The sequence below is a fragment of the Seonamhaeicola sp. ABD4_340 genome (assembly GCF_056312135.1).
The window spans coordinates 2979956-2998597 of the sequence record NZ_CM149981.1; the positions used below are offsets into that span (position 1 = coordinate 2979956).

The 18642-nt window shown below is 31.5% G+C and carries 12 protein-coding genes and 1 other RNA gene; 3 read left to right on the forward strand and 10 right to left on the reverse strand.

What is annotated here, in order from left to right; all coding sequences use genetic code 11:
* Window positions 1-75 precede the first annotated feature (75 nt).
* Both ffs and ACYX4H_RS12870 read left to right on the forward strand, forming a co-directional pair.
* Window positions 76-174: signal recognition particle sRNA small type (gene ffs, locus ACYX4H_RS12865), an RNA gene on the forward strand.
* A gap of 79 nt (window positions 175-253) precedes the next feature.
* Window positions 254-1057, forward strand: a complete 804-nt coding sequence (locus tag ACYX4H_RS12870; RefSeq protein ID WP_476236689.1) for an SDR family oxidoreductase — start codon at window positions 254-256, stop codon at window positions 1055-1057.
* 2 nt (window positions 1058-1059) lie between these two features.
* Here the strand turns inward: ACYX4H_RS12870 and ACYX4H_RS12875 are convergent, their stop codons facing one another.
* A complete protein-coding gene (locus ACYX4H_RS12875) occupies window positions 1060-2484 on the reverse strand; it encodes a TlpA family protein disulfide reductase (RefSeq protein WP_476236690.1) in 1425 nt (474 codons plus the stop codon).
* Between the two features lie 184 nt (window positions 2485-2668).
* On the opposite strand from ACYX4H_RS12875, the gene ACYX4H_RS12880 reads away from it, so the two are divergent.
* Window positions 2669-4294 carry an ABC-F family ATP-binding cassette domain-containing protein gene (locus ACYX4H_RS12880; protein ID WP_476236691.1) on the forward strand — a complete coding sequence of 542 codons (1626 nt, stop codon included), beginning with the start codon at window positions 2669-2671 and terminating at the stop codon, window positions 4292-4294.
* Between the two features lie 78 nt (window positions 4295-4372).
* Here the strand turns inward: ACYX4H_RS12880 and ACYX4H_RS12885 are convergent, their stop codons facing one another.
* The 9 genes from ACYX4H_RS12885 to ACYX4H_RS12925 form a co-directional block, all read right to left on the reverse strand.
* Window positions 4373-4609 carry a putative signal transducing protein gene (locus tag ACYX4H_RS12885; protein WP_476236692.1) on the reverse strand — a complete coding sequence of 79 codons (237 nt, stop codon included), beginning with the start codon at window positions 4607-4609 and terminating at the stop codon, window positions 4373-4375.
* A gap of 68 nt (window positions 4610-4677) precedes the next feature.
* Entirely contained in the window at window positions 4678-5541 is an 864-nt protein-coding gene (locus tag ACYX4H_RS12890) for a phosphatase PAP2 family protein (RefSeq protein ID WP_476236693.1), read from the reverse strand.
* 6 nt (window positions 5542-5547) lie between these two features.
* The gene (gene pheT / locus ACYX4H_RS12895) at window positions 5548-7974 is read right to left on the reverse strand and encodes a phenylalanine--tRNA ligase subunit beta (protein ID WP_476236694.1); all 2427 of its coding nucleotides are present in this window, start codon (window positions 7972-7974) and stop codon (window positions 5548-5550) included.
* A gap of 338 nt (window positions 7975-8312) precedes the next feature.
* On the reverse strand, window positions 8313-8789 hold the full coding sequence (locus tag ACYX4H_RS12900) for a hypothetical protein (RefSeq protein ID WP_476236695.1): 477 nt from the start codon (window positions 8787-8789) through the stop codon (window positions 8313-8315).
* 12 nt (window positions 8790-8801) lie between these two features.
* Window positions 8802-11210, reverse strand: a complete 2409-nt coding sequence (locus tag ACYX4H_RS12905; protein WP_476236697.1) for an alpha-ketoacid dehydrogenase subunit alpha/beta — start codon at window positions 11208-11210, stop codon at window positions 8802-8804.
* Between the two features lie 167 nt (window positions 11211-11377).
* Window positions 11378-14212 carry a gluzincin family metallopeptidase gene (locus ACYX4H_RS12910; protein ID WP_476236698.1) on the reverse strand — a complete coding sequence of 945 codons (2835 nt, stop codon included), beginning with the start codon at window positions 14210-14212 and terminating at the stop codon, window positions 11378-11380.
* Between the two features lie 123 nt (window positions 14213-14335).
* A complete protein-coding gene (locus ACYX4H_RS12915) occupies window positions 14336-15025 on the reverse strand; it encodes an LOG family protein (RefSeq protein ID WP_475296251.1) in 690 nt (229 codons plus the stop codon).
* Between the two features lie 92 nt (window positions 15026-15117).
* Window positions 15118-17949: an excinuclease ABC subunit UvrA gene (gene uvrA, locus ACYX4H_RS12920; RefSeq protein ID WP_476236699.1), complete on the reverse strand. Its 2832-nt coding sequence runs from the start codon at window positions 17947-17949 to the stop codon at window positions 15118-15120.
* A gap of 144 nt (window positions 17950-18093) precedes the next feature.
* A complete protein-coding gene (locus tag ACYX4H_RS12925) occupies window positions 18094-18459 on the reverse strand; it encodes a hypothetical protein (RefSeq protein ID WP_476236700.1) in 366 nt (121 codons plus the stop codon).
* Window positions 18460-18642 lie beyond the last annotated feature (183 nt).

The window sequence follows — 18642 nt, forward strand, 5'->3', positions numbered from 1 at the left end:
TTTTAGGCAAGATATTTATTTAAAATCAGTTTAAAAAATCATTGTTATATTTTTAAAAGATTGTATCTTTGCAGCCGGCAAGTCCTACACAACCAGCTCCTGTAGAATCCTCCAGGGCGGGAACGCAGCAAAGGTATACGGTTGTAGCGGTGTGATGTAGGTAGCTTGCCTTTTTTTATGCGCTAAAATTAAATTTTCTTTTCGGTAATCTATATTGTAATTTGGCGCTTTGTTTTCAAAAAAATCTTTAAATATGTCTAAAGTTGTTTTAATAACTGGAGGTTCTTCAGGAATAGGAAAATCTATTGGTGAATTTTTAAATGAAAAAGGCTACGCTGTTTACGGTACTAGTAGAAATCCGGAAAAATACGCCAACAGTAAATTTCCAATTTTGGCTTTAGATGTTAAAGATGTTGAATCCATTAAAACATCAGTAAATACAGTAATTAAAAAAGAAGGTAAATTAGATGTTTTAATTAATAATGCAGGTGCAGGTATTACCGGACCTATTGAAGAAACACCTGAGGCAGAAATTAAAAATAATTTTGATACTAATTTTTTTGGACCAATAAATGTAATAAAAGCCGTTTTACCGCTAATGCGCACACAACAAAGTGGTTTAATTATAAATATAACATCTATTGCTGGTTATATGGGATTGCCTTACAGAGGCATTTACAGCGCTAGTAAAGGAGCTTTAGAATTAATTACAGAAGCTTTTAGAATGGAGCTTAAAGACTTCAATATAAAAATGACAAACGTTGCACCTGGTGATTTTGCAACCAATATTGCGGCAGGAAGATATCATGCGCCTTTGTTAAATAATTCGCCTTACAAAAAGCCTTACGGTAACACTTTAGATTTAATGAATACTCATGTTGATGCTGGTAGTGATCCTAACCAAATGGCTGAAGCAGTTTATAAAATAATAAATACTAAAAAACCTAAAGTACACTACAAAGTGGGGGCGTTTATGCAAAAATTTTCAATAGTATTAAAACGTATTTTACCAGATTTGGTTTATGAAAAGTTATTAATGAATCACTACAAACTTTAGGTTTATTGGTTAATTACGCCTAAAAGTTGTTCTTCAAAATTAATAGAGAAAATATTAGCGCTAGCACTTACAACCTTTTGGTTTTTATTAACTATAATTGTTTTAGTCATTGGGTAAATGGCTAGTGTTTTTTTACTGGCTTCAGGGTTTTTAAACACATATTGATTTTTATAATTAAACCTAGATGTTTTAAAAGTTTGTTTAGGTTTTTCTACATCCATTTCATCAATATTTATGTAAATAAAATTTACTTCAGGGTATTTTACCTTTAGTTCTTTAATTTTAGCATAACTCTTTTTAAAATGATTATAATACATGTGAGACCAAAAACTTACTACCGTTGGCGTATTGTTTACAAGGTTACTAATATTGTATTCATTGTTATTGAAATCTAAAACTTGAATAGCAGGTAAATTAGAGCCAATTTCTAGATTTTTTAAAGATTTGGTATAATTTATAATAGCAGTTTTAGCTTTTTCATCAGTAGTTTTTTCTAAAAATGAGTTAACAAGGCTATCTGTTTTATTAGCGTTATTGTTAAATGAAATAAACTTCATTGTAAAGTGATAGAGTAATTCATTTTTTATTTTGGGGTTGGTAACTAAACTATCAACTAAATCAAGCCTATCTAAATTGAAACGTAAAACATTCCATTTAAACGATTTGTAATCAGGGTAGCTTGTGTATTTTTCTAAGGTTAAGGTATTAATGTTGTGTTTTAAAAACCTAAGGTAATTGTGGTAACTTTCAAAAAATGTATCATTATAATTTATGTCTTTTCTAAAAGCATAAAAATCTTTTGGTAGTGATTTTAAAAAAGCACCTTTATTTTGCCCATAATGCATAAAAGGATAAGCTTCTTTACTTGAATAGTACTGGAAATCTATGTTTGCCTTTGCTATTTTTTTAAATAGTTTTGATGCGCTACATTTTTTAGTGTAAGGTTCTAGTTTTTTTAATTTTGCATTTCTAATAGAATCTAAACTTTTTTCAAACGCATTGGGAGGTAATTGGCATAACCTTAAAATTTGTTTTTCAATATATTCATTATCTAAAAACTCATTAATAAAGTAATTATTTTTTTTAGCACCATTGCCTGTAAACACAAGTGATTCGTCAAATTCTAGGGTGTTTAGTCTAACTAAAATACTATCTTCGGGCTCTAATAAAATTGTTTGATATTCGCCACCATGTTTAAAGGTGTAAACGCCTTTTTTTAAGTTTTCTATTTTAAAAATAAAGCGGTTTCTGCCATCTAATTTTATAGTATCCGTATGGTGTTCACTATCTGTAATTGTAACAAAACGGGCGTTTGGGTTTATAACTTCACCACCAAAATAGGCATAGTTTTCCTTGATTTTTTCGCTGTTATTGTTGCAGCCAAAAAACACCAACAAACCAAGTATTGTGCATAAGTAAAATTTCATAAAATCCCCCTGTTAACAGTAAATTGTAAACAAAAATACTTTAACATATTAACAAGTGTTGTTAATGCGTTGTTAAATGTTGATTTTTTAGGTAAAACAGAATATTTAGTGGTTAAAAATAGCAGTTATAAGTTTCGGCTTACCAATTCATTTTTCTACTTTTGCAAAAATTTAAAGTAAGCATATGTTATCAGTATCAAATCTTTCGGTTCAATTTGGAAAACGTATTTTGTTTGATGAAGTAAATACCACCTTTACACAGGGTAATTGTTATGGTATAATTGGAGCCAATGGCGCAGGAAAATCTACTTTTTTAAAGATTATTTCTGGAAAAATGGAAGCAACATCCGGACACGTATCGTTAGAATCTGGTAAACGCATGTCTGTATTAGAGCAAAACCATAATTTATATGATGAGCATACGGTTTTAGAAACTGTTTTAATGGGAAACAAACCTTTATTTAAAATTAAAACTGAAATTGATGCGTTGTATGCTGATTATTCTGACGAGAATGCCGATAGAATTGGCGAGCTTCAAGTGCAATTTGAAGAAATGAATGGTTGGAATGCCGATAGTGATGCTGCAGCCATGTTATCTAACCTAGGTATAAAGGAAGATTTTCATTATACATTAATGAGTGATTTAGATGGAAAACAAAAAGTACGCGTGTTATTGGCGCAAGCTCTTTTTGGAAATCCAGATGTGCTTATTATGGATGAGCCTACTAACGACCTTGATTATGAAACCATTTCTTGGTTAGAAAACTTTTTAGCAAATTATGATAACTGTGTAATTGTAGTATCACACGACCGTCACTTTTTAGATGCCGTTTGCACCCATATTTCAGATATTGATTTTGGGAAAATAAATCATTTTTCTGGTAACTATACATTTTGGTACGAGTCATCGCAGCTAGCAGCACGCCAAAGAGCACAACAAAACAAAAAGGCCGAAGAGAAAAAGAAAGAATTAGAAGAATTTATTCGTCGTTTTTCAGCTAATGTTGCTAAAAGTAAACAAGCAACTAGTAGAAAAAAGATGATTGATAAACTAAATATTGAAGATATTAGGCCATCATCTCGCCGTTATCCTGCCATTATTTTTGAACGTGAGCGTGAAGCAGGTGATCAAATTTTAAATGTTGAAGGATTAACAGCTTCAATTGATGGCGAATTACTATTTAAAAATATAGACTTAAACCTTACAAAAGGCGATAAAGTTGTTGTTTTTTCTAGAGATTCTAGAGCAACTACTGCTTTTTATCAAATTTTAAACGATAAAGAAAAAGCCGATGCCGGCACCTTTGCTTGGGGTATTACTACAACACAATCATACTTACCATTAGACAATAGCGAGTTTTTTAAAAACGATTTAACTTTAGTTGATTGGTTACGCCAGTGGGCAAAAACAGAAGAAGAACGTGAAGAGGTAAATATTAGAGGCTTTTTAGGTAAAATGATTTTTAGTGGTGAAGAAGCTTTAAAAAAAAGTAATGTACTTTCTGGTGGAGAAAAAGTACGTTGTATGTTAAGTAGAATGATGTTACAAAGGGCAAATGTTTTAATGCTAGATGAGCCAACAAACCACCTAGACCTTGAAAGTATCACTGCATTTAACAACTCTTTAAAAAACTTTAAAGGCACAATTTTATTTACAACCCATGACCATGAGTTTGCGCAAACTGTAGCCAACAGAGTAGTGGAGTTAACACCAAATGGTGTAATAGACCGTTACACAACGTTTGATGATTACATGCAAAACCCAAAAGTAAAAGAATTAAGAGAAAAAATGTATACAGTAACTGCTTAGTTTACTTACTTTATTCAAAATAAAAACACCCGTTAATAATTTTATTAACGGGTGTTTTTTATGTTTTTACTTTTAGTATTAAACCTTAAACTGAGCGTTTATAGTTTCAATAATTGTAACAGCTTTATCAACTTCATCATTATGAACATAAATTTCTTGTAAGCCTTGTATAGCAGGACCAAAACCTGCTAACCGCGCAGATTCTGCTTCATCTTTAACCACTGCTTTAATATTAACAGTTTCAAGTTCATTTACCATACGTTGTACGGTTATAAAATCTCCAGTGAAAACTTTAATATATTTTGAATCTATCATGTTATTCAAATTTAAATGTTCTTTTAAAGATACAAAATTTTCAGTAGAAAGTATAATAAAGCTTCGCACTAAAAAACACCAACAATACCTATTTTATTAGTACCAAAAGATAAATTCCAAGAAACTGTTTTAGGTTTTAAAGATTTTGTAATGTTATGAGCTTCATTTTTAAACAAAAATTTATCAACACCATCAACCACAATAATACTAACAGCAGCACCAAAAGCAATGTCTGTTAGCCAATGGGCACCATCTATTAATCTAGACACAGGAGCAATGGCACCAACGCTATAAATACCAGCTTTTGTCCAAGGGCTTTTAAATTGTTTAGCAATTGCGTGCGCCATAGTTATAGATAGAACCGTGTGGCCAGAAGGAAAAGAATGATGGCCAGCTTCTTTTGAAAAAGGTTTGAAAAAATAAGGCCCCAAACCAGTACCTGGTCTAGCTCTACCAAAACCATTTTTGGCTATGGTTTGTATTAAACCTGTAGTTACAGATGATGTTATAATTAATACACTTGTACGCCTAATTTTGGCATTTTTAGTAAATAAACCAAAACCATACAAACCTGCATTGGCCATAAAATAGTTTTGCGGACTCCCAAAATACCATCCAATATCTCTTAAAAGCTCTGGGTAACCTTCCCGTTGATGCCCCATAAAGGTTTCAACACTTCTATCAGTAAAAGATAGAGCTGCTGTACCCGCTACTAAGCCACCAAATTTTAAAAAGTCTTTTTCTTTCCATGAAAGTGGCTTTGTTAAAGAGTATTTAACACCATGCCAAGTGGTATTTACGTCATATTTAAAAAGCGTCCATGTAGATGATGTATCTTGCTCTATTTTATAAAGTAAACTGTTGTTTTGTGCTATACTTGTTTTGAAAAGTAAAACACATATAAGCAACAAATAAAAGTATTTTAATTGCATAACTATCTATCTTAACTCTGCACCCAATTGTTTTTCAAAATTAGCTTGCAATTTGTTCATTATTTTATCAATTTGTTTGTCTGTAAGTGTTTTGTTTTCATCTTGAAGTGTAAAACTAACAGCATAACTTTTTTTGCCTTCAGGAAGATTTTTACCTTGGTATACATCAAACAAATCAACATCTTTAAGTAATTGTTTCTCGGTTTGTGATGCTATTCTATCTATTTCTTCAAACGTTACAGTATCATCTAGCAACAGTGCAAAATCTCTTCTAACAGCAGGATATTTAGGAATATCTTTAAACTTAATATTGTTATGTTTTGCCATGTTTAAAACAGTATCCCAACTAAAATCTGCAAATAATACGTTTTGTGAAATACCAAAGTGCTTTAGTATTTTTTTGTTAACCAATCCAAAATCAACTAATTTATTTTTGCCTAATGATAAGCTAATACCTTCACTAAAAATATCGTTTTTAACAGGAGATACTTTATATCTTGATAACCCTAATCTATTTAAAATGCTAGTAATGGTACCTTTTAAGAAAAAGAAATCACTTTTTTGTACAGTATTAGTCCAGCGTTCTTGTGAGCGGTTACCTGTTACAAAAACAGATAGATGTTTAAATTCTTCTCTGGTATCATTAAATTGATGATATGTTTTACCAAATTCAAAAAGTTTTAAACTATCTTGTTTTCTATTTATGTTGTATGCAATAGCCTCTAAACCAGAAAACAATAAACTTTGGCGCATTACACCCAAATCTGTACTTAAATGGTTTAATATTGAAATATTATGTTCTTCTTTTAACTGTTCTGTTAATGTAATGTATTTTGAAGTTGTTAAAGAGTTTGCCATTATTTCATAAAACCCTTGTGCTACCAGTTGATTACCAACAATGTTTTGAATTTTATAGTCATCAAATTTTGATGTGCTTGAAATAGAGGCATTTAACTTTTTAGTTGTTTTTATATTGTTGTAGCCGTAAACACGTAAAATTTCTTCAATAACATCAGCTTCACGCTGTACATCATTTCTGTACGCAGGAACGGTAAGACCTAAACCGGCTTCGGTTACATTATTTACTTTAATTTCTAAGGATGTTAAAATACTTTTAATGGTTTCTTTAGGAATTTCTTCTCCTATTAATTTTTTAGCATTATCAAAGGCTAATCGTACTTGAAAATCTTCAATTTTATTAGGATAAAAATCTGTAATATCACTGGTAATTTCACCACCTGCTAATTCTTGAATTAAAAGTGCCGCTCTTTTTAAAGCATATTTAGTAATATTAGGATCTATTCCTCGTTCAAACCTAAAAGAAGCATCAGTGTTTAAAGCATGACGTTTAGCTGTTTTTCTTATTGAAACAGGATTAAAATAAGCACTTTCTAAAAATATACTTGTTGTACTTTCTGAAACACCAGAGTATTCGCCTCCAAAAACACCCGCAATACACATAGGTTTTTCGGCATCACAAATCATTAAATCATCTTCGTGTAATTCTCTCTCAACACCGTCTAAGGTTGTAAATTTTGTGCCTTTTTCTAAAGTTTTTACTTCAATTTTACTGCCCGTAATTTTAACAGCATCAAAGGCATGAAGTGGTTGCCCTAATTCATGTAAAACATAATTAGTAGCATCAACAATATTGTTTATTGGTGCCAAACCAATAGCTTTTAACCTGTTTTGTAACCATGCCGGCGATTCTTTTACTTTTACACCTGTTAATGTAACACCGCAGTATCTTGGAGCAAGATCTTTGTTAATAACATCTACATCAATTTTTAATGTTCTATTGTCAACATGAAATGCGCTTACAGATGGTGTTATGAGTTCTTGTTTTATATCTTTTTGTTGTAGGCCTGCTTTTAAATCTCGTGCTACACCAAAATGGCTCATGGCGTCGGCTCTGTTTGGTGTCAGGCCAATTTCAAAAACAGCGTCATTTTCAATATTAAAAATTTCGGCACAAGGAGTTCCAACGGTTAAGTCTTCATTTAAAACCATGATACCGTCATGAGATTTACCTAAACCAAGTTCGTCTTCGGCACAAATCATTCCAAAGCTTTCTTCGCCTCTAATTTTACCTTTTTTAATGGTCCAACTTTCACCTTCAGGCGTATAAAGCGTTGTGCCTATAGTAGCAACAGGCACTTTTTGGCCAGTAGCAACATTTGGTGCACCACATACAATTTGTACAGGTTCATTGTTACCAATGTTTACTGTGGTAACTTTTAATTTATCTGCATTAGGATGTTTTTCACATGTTAAAACTTCACCAACAACTACACCTTGTAAACCGCCTTTAACGGACTGGTATGTTTCAATGCCTTCAACCTCAAGTCCTAAATCTGTAAGTAATTCACCTGTTTTTTCAGGTGTCCAATCTATTTTAATAAACTGCTTTAGCCAATTGTATGAAATCTTCATAAAGTGTACATATAGTTAAGAGGGCAAATATAAAACTATTGAAACAAGCAGTCAAAAAAAGTATGCTTATTTGCGTTGATTTTGTATGTGTTTCTGTGTGAAACATGAAATAAAAAGTATTGTTGTTGTTTTTAATTTACAAAAAAAAACAGGTTACATGTACTACATATATAATAAATAATTTTGAATGAAAAGACGTATTTTTTTGAGTGATTAAATATTTAATAAAAAGTTCTATGCATTATTAAATTTTGCTAGAATAAGGGTGCAAATCATTCAGATAAAGCAGTAATTACAGGATATGAGTTGACAATTGGTAGATAATGATTAGAATTTTACTATGCGTTTAAAGTTTCTATTATTATATTAAAATCATATTGTAAATCTTCATGTAATGTATTTATTTGTTTTTTAGCTAAAAGCAGTTGTCTGTTATACATATTTTGAAGTTGCACACTTTTATTAATATTAGGCTTAAATTTTTTAAGTTTCTCACAAAAATAGAGTAGTAGCTCTACTTCGGTTTCTTTCTTTTTTGAATACCTAATGTATTTTTTTATGTTACGAAGAATTTTTCTTAAACTTTTTTTAATGTAATATAAACTATCAGTATTTATAGTATCAAATTCTGTATCAATATAGTTTTTAACACTATCAATATAACCAGCTTCATTATTAGCTTCAAAAAGTAAATACGTGAGTAATTCTTTGTTTTCTTTTTTAAATCTTGAAAGCCTTAAACAAAGTTCTTGAATTTCTTTGTGTGATAGTGTGCTAAGTTCTTTTTTTATTTCTCTAACAGATACGGCATTCATAAACTAAAGAAATTATCGCAATTTTGGATAATTTGAAGGGCTTACTTCATGCATAACATCATAAATAGCTTCAAAAATATCTTCGGCCGATGGTTTTGAGAAATAATCACCATCATTACCATAAGCAGGTCTATGAGCCTTAGCTGTTAGTGTTTTTGGTTCACTATCTAAATACTGAAAAGCTTTTTGCTTATTTAAAATTTCATCTAAAATATATGCCGATGCACCACCAGGAACATCTTCATCAATAATCATAACACGGTTTGTTTTTTCAATACTTTTTACAATATCATGATTAATATCAAAAGGTAAAAGAGACTGAACATCAATAACTTCAGCATTAATGCCAACTGTAAGTAAATCTTTGGCTGTTTGTTCAACTAAACGTAGGGTAGAGCCGTATGAAACTAAAGTAATATCTGTACCTTCTTTTACGGTTTCAACAACACCAATAGGTGTTTTTAAACTACCTAAATTACTTGGCATTTTTTCTTTTAACCTGTAACCGTTTAGGCATTCTACAACAATGGCAGGGTCATCACCTTGCAACAGTGTATTGTAAAAACCTGCGGCTTTAGTCATGTTTCTTGGCACTAAAACATTAACACCGCGTGCTAAATGCAATATGCCACCCATTTGAGAGCCTGAGTGCCAAATACCTTCTAAACGATGACCTCTGGTTCTTATAATTAATGGCGACTTTTGTTTGCCTTTTGTGCGGTAATGCGTTGTGGCCAAATCATCACTAATGGTTTGAATGGCGTATAAAATATAGTCTAAATACTGAATTTCGGCTATTGGGCGTAAACCGCGTAAAGACATACCAATGCCTTGCCCAATAATGGTAGCTTCTCTAATACCTGTATCTGCAATTCTAAGCGCTCCAAATTTTGCTTGTAAACCTTCTAAACCTTGGTTTACATCACCAATATTACCAGTATCTTCTCCAAAAACTAAGGCTTCTGGGTAGTTGGTAAATATGGCATCAAAATTATCTCTAATTATAATTCTACCATCAACTAGTGGTGCATTATCATTATAAGTTGGTTTAACTTCTGATATTTTTGTGTTAGCATGAGCCGTTTCAGAGTATAAATGAGAACTGAATAACGGTTGCGTTTGGTTTATAATAGTATCTATCCAGTTCTTTAGCTTTTGTTTTTCAGCAGATGTATCTGCAATAGTGTATCTGAGCGCTTTTCTAGCTACAGATAATATATCTTTTCTAGCAGGCTCATCTATTGTTACCAAACCATCTTTAAGTTTATTAATAAAAACACCATTGGCCGATTTTGCTGCCAATTGTGTTAAAATAGCAATAAGCTCTGTTTTTTCTTTTACTATTGGTTTTAAAAAGGTGTTCCAAGCATTCTTTTTTGCTTCACGAACTTCTCTTTTTATCACTCTATCAATATCAGTTAATTCTTCATTTGTGGCAATACCACTTTCAATCATCCAATTACGCATTTTTAGGTTACAATCATGCTGTCTTTCCCATTCTAAACGTTCAGGACTTTTGTAACGTTCATGAGAACCTGATGTGGAGTGCCCTTGAGGTTGTGTAAGTTCTTGTACGTGAATTAAAATAGGCACATGTTCTTCTCTTGCAATGGCACTTGCTTCTTGGTATGTTTCAATAAGGTTTGCGTAATCCCAACCTTTAACACGTAAAATTTCGAAACCTTTATTATCTGAATCGCGTTGGAAACCTTTAAGTATTTCAGAGATATTTTCTTTAGTGGTTTGATGTTTGGCGTGAACTGAAATACCATATTCATCATCCCACACACTTACAACCATTGGAACTTGTAAAACACCAGCAGCATTTATGGTTTCAAAAAACAAACCTTCACTAGTACTGGCATTACCAATGGTTCCCCAGGCTACCTCATTACCATTTACTGAAAAATTTGACGTTTTAATACCATCTACATGTCTGAATATTTTAGAAGCCTGTGCTAAACCCAACAAACGGGGCATTTGGCCTGCTGTTGGTGAAATATCGGCACTAGAATTGTACTGTTTTGTAAGGTCTTTCCAGTTACCATTTTTATCTAAACTGTGGGTTACAAAATGGCCACCCATTTGACGACCAGCAGACATGGGTTCTAACTCAATATTTGTGTTAGCGTATAGGCCTGCAAAAAACTGTTCAGGAGTAAGTTCTCCAATAGCCATCATAAAGGTTTGGTCTCTGTAGTACCCAGATCTCCAATCGCCTTTTTTAAAAGCTTTAGCCATGGCAAGTTGTGGTACTTCTTTACCGTCACCAAAAATACCAAATTTTGCTTTACCTGTTAGAACTTCGCGTCTTCCTAATAAGCTACATTCTCTACTTCTAACAGCAACTTTATAATCATTTATAACTTCGGTTTTGAAATCTTCAAATGAAATGTTTTTTAAATCAGGAATACTTTGCATAATTAAGAACGCTTTAGTGCTTTTGCAAAAGTAGTAAAAATTTGTCTTTTTAGCAATATTTTGAAATGCTAAGTTGCTGCTTAATATTGAAAAATATTCATTTTAAAGCGTTTAAAATTAAAATTATTCATCTATAACTGTATTTTAATACAAATACTTCAAAATAATTAAAACCAACGTCTTCTAAATAGTCCAAGAAGTACCTGTGGGTCTACGGTGAATTTAAAGCGTATTTTTTGGTCGTAATTAGGTTGCCCAATTTCCCAGCCTAAATTAGAATACACGGGGAAATATATTTCAAAATAATCGGTTACCAAATTGAGTCTTATACCAGAATCATACATAAAATGCTCAGACTTGTGTTTGTTTTTCACAAAACCAATATCACCGTAAGCTAAAATGTATTTCCAAAGTGTTGTACTTACATTCATGGTTGAAATCCATTGGTTGGCATAAGGTATTTCTAGTTTAGATTTAAAACCACCTTCGGCAGTGATGTATTGCTGACTAAAAATTCCGGTACCTTCAGAGCGTCCTAAGTAGTTATAATCAAACAAATAATCGGTTGGCCTATCTAAAGCAAAACTAAAGTAGTTTGAAGCAGGATTATTGTTATTCTGCAAAAACATACCTCCAAAAAACCTAACGTTTAACTGCCTGTTGCTTTCAAAAAGTTTTCTATATTCATAATTAAAAGCTACTTTGCTAAACTTTTTACCTATTTGAAAATCGGCGTACCATTTATTAAAATTTATTAAATTATCGTTTGAATTAACGTATCGGGCATTAAAAATACTGTAGTTTGGCTCATCAGATGTTAGTGCGTTATTAGCATCTCTATCTCTATGAATATCAATATATCTAAATGTTAAAGAAGCCCGTTTGTTTGATCTGAAATCACTATCATCTCTAAAGGAAAATGATAACGATGGTGTAATTCTTCTAACAAATAAATTTTCGGCGTAAGATGCATAACCTCCATTAATACCGTAATTTATAGCGTATAAATTGGTGTTTTCTAAATAATGAACATTAAAAATTGAAGCAGAACCCGTTATGGTTTTAGATTTTAAAGCGTAACGTGGTTCAAACTTATAGTTAAAAAGCTTTTTTAATACGGTTTTATTGTAAGCTTTAACCCCAAGTGTTAACCCGTCATATATATTATTAAACTCTACCACAGGCATAAAAAACACTTGATTATAGTGTGGATCTTCAATGTCTTTAAAAAGTCTAAATTGTAATGGTTTGTTATTGAAAAAGAAGCCTTTAAGTGATTTCCAGTTGTCTCTTATATTAATTTCTGGTATTACCTCATTGTAATTTAAAACCAGTTTATTAGCGTCGTTACGCGGTAAAGTTAGTGTTTTGTTAATGTTTATATTTTGAACCCAGGTTTTTGAAACAATACTATCGTCTTTTAACGTATATAAAGATACTGGCATGCTATTATTACGTTTATTTTTAATGGTAATAGTTACAGAATCTTTAGTTTTTGAAATTTTTTTTATTTTGAAATCAATTTTTTTGCGTGTCTTTATGTAATCTGAAAAAAACCAATCGACATTTTTTGATGTTTTAGATTCTATAAGCTTTTTAAACGCACGTGTGTTTGTTTGTTGTAGTTTGTTTGTTTTTACAAATTCAGATAAACTATTTTCAACAACATTACTATTTACAAAATCATCTAAATATTTTAAACCAATTCCCGCTTTATATTTATTAGCAATATTGGTATTAAATTTTAACAGTGAATCTTTGGCCATGGTTAGTTTTTGGTCTCGGTTTGTTCTGGCCATAAACATAAAAACAAGGTTATATTTATCGTTGTAACTCATGTCTGCTGCATGAAAAGACCTAACACCCCAAATATTAGCAAAAGATCCTAAAAATTTCATATCAGGGTATTGTTCATCAACATATTTTATTAAGTAATACACCATAATTCCATCAATTAACCAATGATCTTTTCTAGGGTTAATTAAAAGCGTATTTTCTAAATAGTTTAGTAGTGAAATTTTTAAAAGCTTTAATTCATATTGAAAGCTTTTAGGGTATGGTTTTAAAAATTTAGGCAAAAAATTTAAACCATAAATAGGGTTTTTATCATAATCTACATGTGTGAGTAATAATTTTTCATGCGGATATTTACCTAAATTACTTTCAATAAAACGTAATATTTTTTCTGTTATCAAAACCTTATCAACAACCTCTAAATTTTCATCACTAATACTAGAAACTAATGAGATGTTTTCATTTTGAATGGTATTAAAAACTTTGCTTTTTGTTAGAAAAAGTTTAGAGTTAACTCTGTTTTTTCCTGAAATATTAATTAATTGATTTTTAGTATTTTGTGTGTGATTATCTACATTTAATTCTGAAGTAATAAAATAGCCTTTTGGATATTCAATTTCCATTGAAATATTGGCTGTAGACACATACAAATCATCTAAATTTTTATTACTGTAATATTGCCACTCGCCGTTATAAATAGCTGGTGTAATGTACCAATAACGCAAGTTTACATCGCCAGTATTTGTAATACCGTATTTTGTGAATTTAGCATCTGGAATTCTAACAATATAATTTAAATCTATATTATAAGATGTGTTTGGTAAAAGCGGATGTTGCAAATCTACTTTAATAACATCAGGATGTTTTTCAAGCTCGCAATAGGTTATATCGTTATTGTTTTGGGTTATTGATGTTACAACACTATAACCTCTATCTGTACTTTTTGCTAGATGAAAATCGTTAATATATTCATCTGCAATACGCTTAGCTAAAGGTGTTTTTTTTGTGGCGTAACTATTGGCCCAATTGTTTAAATATACCGTTTTTAATGTGTCTTGTGTAGTGTTTAAATAAGTTATGCTTTGTGAAATTTTTATTTCTCTATTATCAACATCAAAACTAGCTTTTAAGTCAATACTATCTTGACTAAAACTGTGTAATGAAAATATAAGTGATATTAAGAATAAATAATTAAAATGAAACTTCAAATTTAGCAAACATTAAAGGTTTAAAAAGTACATTTAAGGGGTTGCAATATAGCAAAATAAGTAAACTACAAGATTAATAGTACTTTACGTAAGCATTATTAAGCTTGTAGTTTTAAGGTTTTATTAAAAATTAGGACTAAGCTGCGATTGTTTGTAGAAATTATCTAGAATATCGGTGACTTCTTCAGCAGTATCAACAAGATGAATTAAGTCTAAATCGCCAGGGCTAATATTATTAAACGTATCTAAAAGTGTTTTTTTAACCCAGTCTAGCAAGCCTTCCCAAAAATCTGTACCCACTAAAATTATTGGAAACTTTCCAATTTTATGTGTTTGAATAAGTGTAATGGCTTCAAAAAGTTCATCAAGTGTACCAAAGCCACCAGGCATAACTACAAACCCTTGTGAGTATTTAACAAACATAACTTTGCGCACAAAGAAATAATCAAAATCTAAATTTTTATCGTGGTCTATGTACGGGTTATCGTGTTGCTCAAAAGGCAATTCAATGTTTAACCCAACCGATGTACCGCCACCAAGGTGTGCACCTTTGTTACCAGCTTCCATAATACCTGGGCCTCCACCAGTAATAACACCATAGCCAGATTGTACAATTTTTTCGGCAACATCAACGGTAAGTTTATAATATTTGTGGTCTGGTTTTGTTCTTGCAGAGCCAAAAATAGACACACAAGGTCCTATTTTACTCATTTTTTCAAAACCATTAACAAATTCTCCCATTATTTTAAAAATTGCCCAAGAATCGTTTGTTTTAATTTCGTTCCAACCTTTGTGGTGCAGTTCTTTTCTCATATAATTTTAATATTTTATGTAATTGTTAGGTGTTTTTTATTTCAGAATGAACACCTGCAAAATACATAGTTTTATTTTGAAAGTATAACAGACTAATTTAATTCTTTTTTAAGAAATTTAGCAGTATAACTTTTTTTATGTTTTGCTACTTCTTCGGGTGTGCCTTCAACAACTAGTTGTCCGCCGCCTTTACCACCTTCATAACCAATGTCAATAATGTGGTCAACGGTTTTAATAACATCTAAATTGTGTTCAATAATTAAAACGGTATTACCTTTGTCTGCCAATTTGTTTAAAACTTGCATAAGTACTCTAATATCTTCAAAATGAAGCCCAGTTGTAGGTTCATCTAAAATATAAAATGTGTTTCCGGTATCTCTTTTACTAAGTTCTGTGGCTAATTTTATACGCTGTGCTTCGCCACCAGATAGCGTAGTACTTTGTTGGCCAAGTGTTATATAGCCCAAACCAACATCTTTTATAGTTTTTAGTTTTTTGAAAATTTTTGGAATGTGCTCAAAAAAATCAACCGCTTCGTTAATAGTCATTTCTAAAACATCACTTATAGATTTTCCTTTGTATCTAATTTCAAGTGTTTCTCTATTAAAACGTTTACCTTGACAAGTTTCACATTCAACATAAACATCGGGTAAAAAATTCATTTCAATAACACGTAAACCACCGCCTTGGCAAGTTTCACAACGTCCACCTTTAACATTAAAACTAAAACGCCCGGGCTTGTAACCACGTATCATGGCTTCGGGTGTTTTTGCAAACAGGCTTCTAATTTCACTAAATGTACCAGTGTAAGTGGCTGGATTACTGCGTGGTGTACGGCCAATGGGAGATTGGTTAATATCTATAACTTTATCAATATGCTCTAAGCCTTTAATGCTTTTGTATGGCATTGGTTTTTTAACACCATTAAAATAATGAGCATTTAAAATAGGGTAGAGCGTTTCATTAATTAATGTAGATTTACCACTACCCGAAACACCCGTAACACCAATCATTTTTCCTAAAGGAAATTTAACCGATACATTTTTTAAGTTATTACCTGTACAACCTTTAAGCTCTAAAAAATTACCATTACCTTTTCTTCGTTTTTTTGGAACTTCAATTTCTTTTGTACCGTTTAAATAATGCGCAGTAAGTGTATTGTGCGTTTTGAGTTCTTTAACATTGCCTTCACTTATAATTTCGCCACCAAATTTACCCGCTTTTGGGCCAATATCAATAACATAATCGGCACGTTCAATCATGTCTTTATCATGTTCAACAACAATAACAGAGTTACCAATATCTCTTAAGGAAACGAGTGAATTTATAAGTTTTTCGTTGTCGCGTTGATGTAAACCAATGCTAGGTTCATCTAAAATATAAAGCACACCAACTAGTTGAGAACCAATTTGTGTTGCTAAACGTATGCGTTGTGCTTCGCCGCCCGATAAGGTTTTAGAGCTTCGGTTTAATGATAAATAATCTAAACCAACATCTAATAAAAATTGGAGTCTAGATTTTATTTCTTTTAGAATTTCCTCAGCTATTTTAAGTTGTTTTTTAGAAAGATGCTCATCTAAATTGTTAAACCAATTTGCAAGCTCCACAATATCAGTATTGGCAAGTTCAGCAATATTTTTATTGTTTATTTTGAAGTAAAGTGATTCTTTTTTTAATCTGGAGCCTTCACATTCCGGACATTTAATTTTGTCCATATATTCTTTTGCCCATCGTTTTAATGATGTAGATTCGGCAGTTTTGTATTGATTTTCAATAAAATTGGCAACACCTTCAAAATCTATATTGTAATTTCTAGTTACGCCTAATGTTTTACTTTCAATGGTAAACTTTTCGTTTCCACCAAAAAGAATCATTTGTTTTGCTTCTTCAGGAATGTCTTTGTAAGCATCGGTTAATTTAAAATCAAAGCGTTGCGCAATGGTTTCAAACTGTTTAAAAATCCAACTTTTTTTCTCAGGGCCATGGGGCGCTAAAGCACCGTTTTTTATTGAAAGTGAATCATCTGGTACTATTTTACTTGGGTTTACTTTGTAAAGTTCGCCAATGCCATTACAATTTGGGCAAGCACCTTTTGGTGAGTTAAACGAAAAATTATTGGGTTCTGGGTTTGGATATGAAATGCCTGAACTTGGGCACATTAAATTTCTGCTAAAATAGCGTGCCTTTTGAGTGTCTTGATCAATAACCATAAGCACATCTTCGCCATGATACATAGCTGTATTTATGGTTTCGGTAAGGCGTTTATCATTATCAGCGGTATTATTTACAACCAATCTATCAATAACTATTTCAATGTCATGTGTTTTGTAGCGGTCTAGCTTCATGCCTTTGGTGATGTCTTTAATTTCACCATCGGTTCTAACTTTAACAAAGCCTTGTTTTGCTATTTGCTCAAAAAGCTCACGATAATGCCCTTTTCTAGAACGAATTACAGGCGCTAAAATGTTTATGCGCTTACCTTCAAAATCTTTTTTTATAAGTTCTTTTATTTGCTCATCACTGTAGCTTACCATTTTTTCGCCAGAATTGTAGCTGTAAGCATCACTAGCACGTGCAAAAAGCAGGCGCATAAAATCATAAATTTCAGTAATTGTGCCAACGGTTGAACGTGGTGATTTGCTGGTTGTTTTTTGCTCAATGGCAATAACGGGTGAGAGGCCGTCAATTTTATCAACATCGGGTCTTTCTAAACCACCTAAAAACTGGCGTGCATAAGCCGAAAAAGTTTCAATGTAACGGCGTTGTCCTTCGGCATAAATAGTATCAAATGCTAAAGACGATTTTCCACTGCCAGACAACCCCGTAATAACCACAAGTTTTTCTCTTGGTATTGCAACATCAATATTTTTAAGGTTGTGGGCTCTAGCACCTTTAACTTCAATAAAATCTGTAAACTCACTCATAAATTTGCAAAAGCGCTAATTTACAACATTCGTTCTTAAAATTATAGCTTGCAGTTTATGTTAAATATTAAAAATTGTTAAATAAAAAAGCCGCATAAAAATGCAGCTTTTTGTGAGTTAGTCAAAAAAAATATTTTAAAACTATTACATTTTTGTTAGCTCTCCAGAGTTTAAAGAGTTGTTATAGTTTGCTTTAATTTGTTTAACATAGCCAAAGAATTTGCTATTATCTTTTTTCTCTAAAATTACGTAGGTGTTTCCGTTTTTATTTTCCACATCTTTAACAACTACTTCGGCACCGTGTACTGGTTTGTAAGTTGCTAAATTTCCTTTTTTCACAATGAAATTTAATTTAGGAAAATAAACATGATTGTACTTTGTATTTGAGGTAGCATTTACAACTAAAACATCACCAACCTTTGGTTCATTTTGGGATAATGCGTTAGGGTTTGTGTTGTTTGCAAATGAAATTCCAAAAACAAATAATAAGGCAAAACTTAATTTTTTCATGATGTTAATTTTTATAGTTAATACTGATCTTTAACGTGAAAATAACTGATGAAAATCATATAAAAAATAGCTTTTGAAATCTTTAACTTTTACCTTTTTTCAATAGTTTTTAAGCAAACCCCTTAGTTTTATAGGGTGTGTTTTTATTTTTATATGTTCACTTGTTTATTAAGGTTATTTTTG

What these genes read in the sequence shown, in the direction of transcription:
- ACYX4H_RS12925 (WP_476236700.1), bottom strand. Translation starts at nt 18,459, where the DNA reads ATGAAAAAATTAAGTTTTGCCTTATTATTTGTTTTTGGAATTTCATTT.
- ACYX4H_RS12890 (WP_476236693.1), bottom strand. Translation starts at nt 5,541, where the DNA reads ATGCAATTAAAATACTTTTATTTGTTGCTTATATGTGTTTTACTTTTC.
- ACYX4H_RS12880 (WP_476236691.1), top strand. Translation starts at nt 2,669, where the DNA reads ATGTTATCAGTATCAAATCTTTCGGTTCAATTTGGAAAACGTATTTTG.
- ACYX4H_RS12885 (WP_476236692.1), bottom strand. Translation starts at nt 4,609, where the DNA reads ATGATAGATTCAAAATATATTAAAGTTTTCACTGGAGATTTTATAACC.
- ACYX4H_RS12900 (WP_476236695.1), bottom strand. Translation starts at nt 8,789, where the DNA reads ATGAATGCCGTATCTGTTAGAGAAATAAAAAAAGAACTTAGCACACTA.
- ACYX4H_RS12875 (WP_476236690.1), bottom strand. Translation starts at nt 2,484, where the DNA reads ATGAAATTTTACTTATGCACAATACTTGGTTTGTTGGTGTTTTTTGGC.
- pheT (WP_476236694.1), bottom strand. Translation starts at nt 7,974, where the DNA reads ATGAAGATTTCATACAATTGGCTAAAGCAGTTTATTAAAATAGATTGG.
- uvrA (WP_476236699.1), bottom strand. Translation starts at nt 17,949, where the DNA reads ATGAGTGAGTTTACAGATTTTATTGAAGTTAAAGGTGCTAGAGCCCAC.
- ACYX4H_RS12870 (WP_476236689.1), top strand. Translation starts at nt 254, where the DNA reads ATGTCTAAAGTTGTTTTAATAACTGGAGGTTCTTCAGGAATAGGAAAA.
- ACYX4H_RS12905 (WP_476236697.1), bottom strand. Translation starts at nt 11,210, where the DNA reads ATGCAAAGTATTCCTGATTTAAAAAACATTTCATTTGAAGATTTCAAA.
- ACYX4H_RS12915 (WP_475296251.1), bottom strand. Translation starts at nt 15,025, where the DNA reads ATGAGAAAAGAACTGCACCACAAAGGTTGGAACGAAATTAAAACAAAC.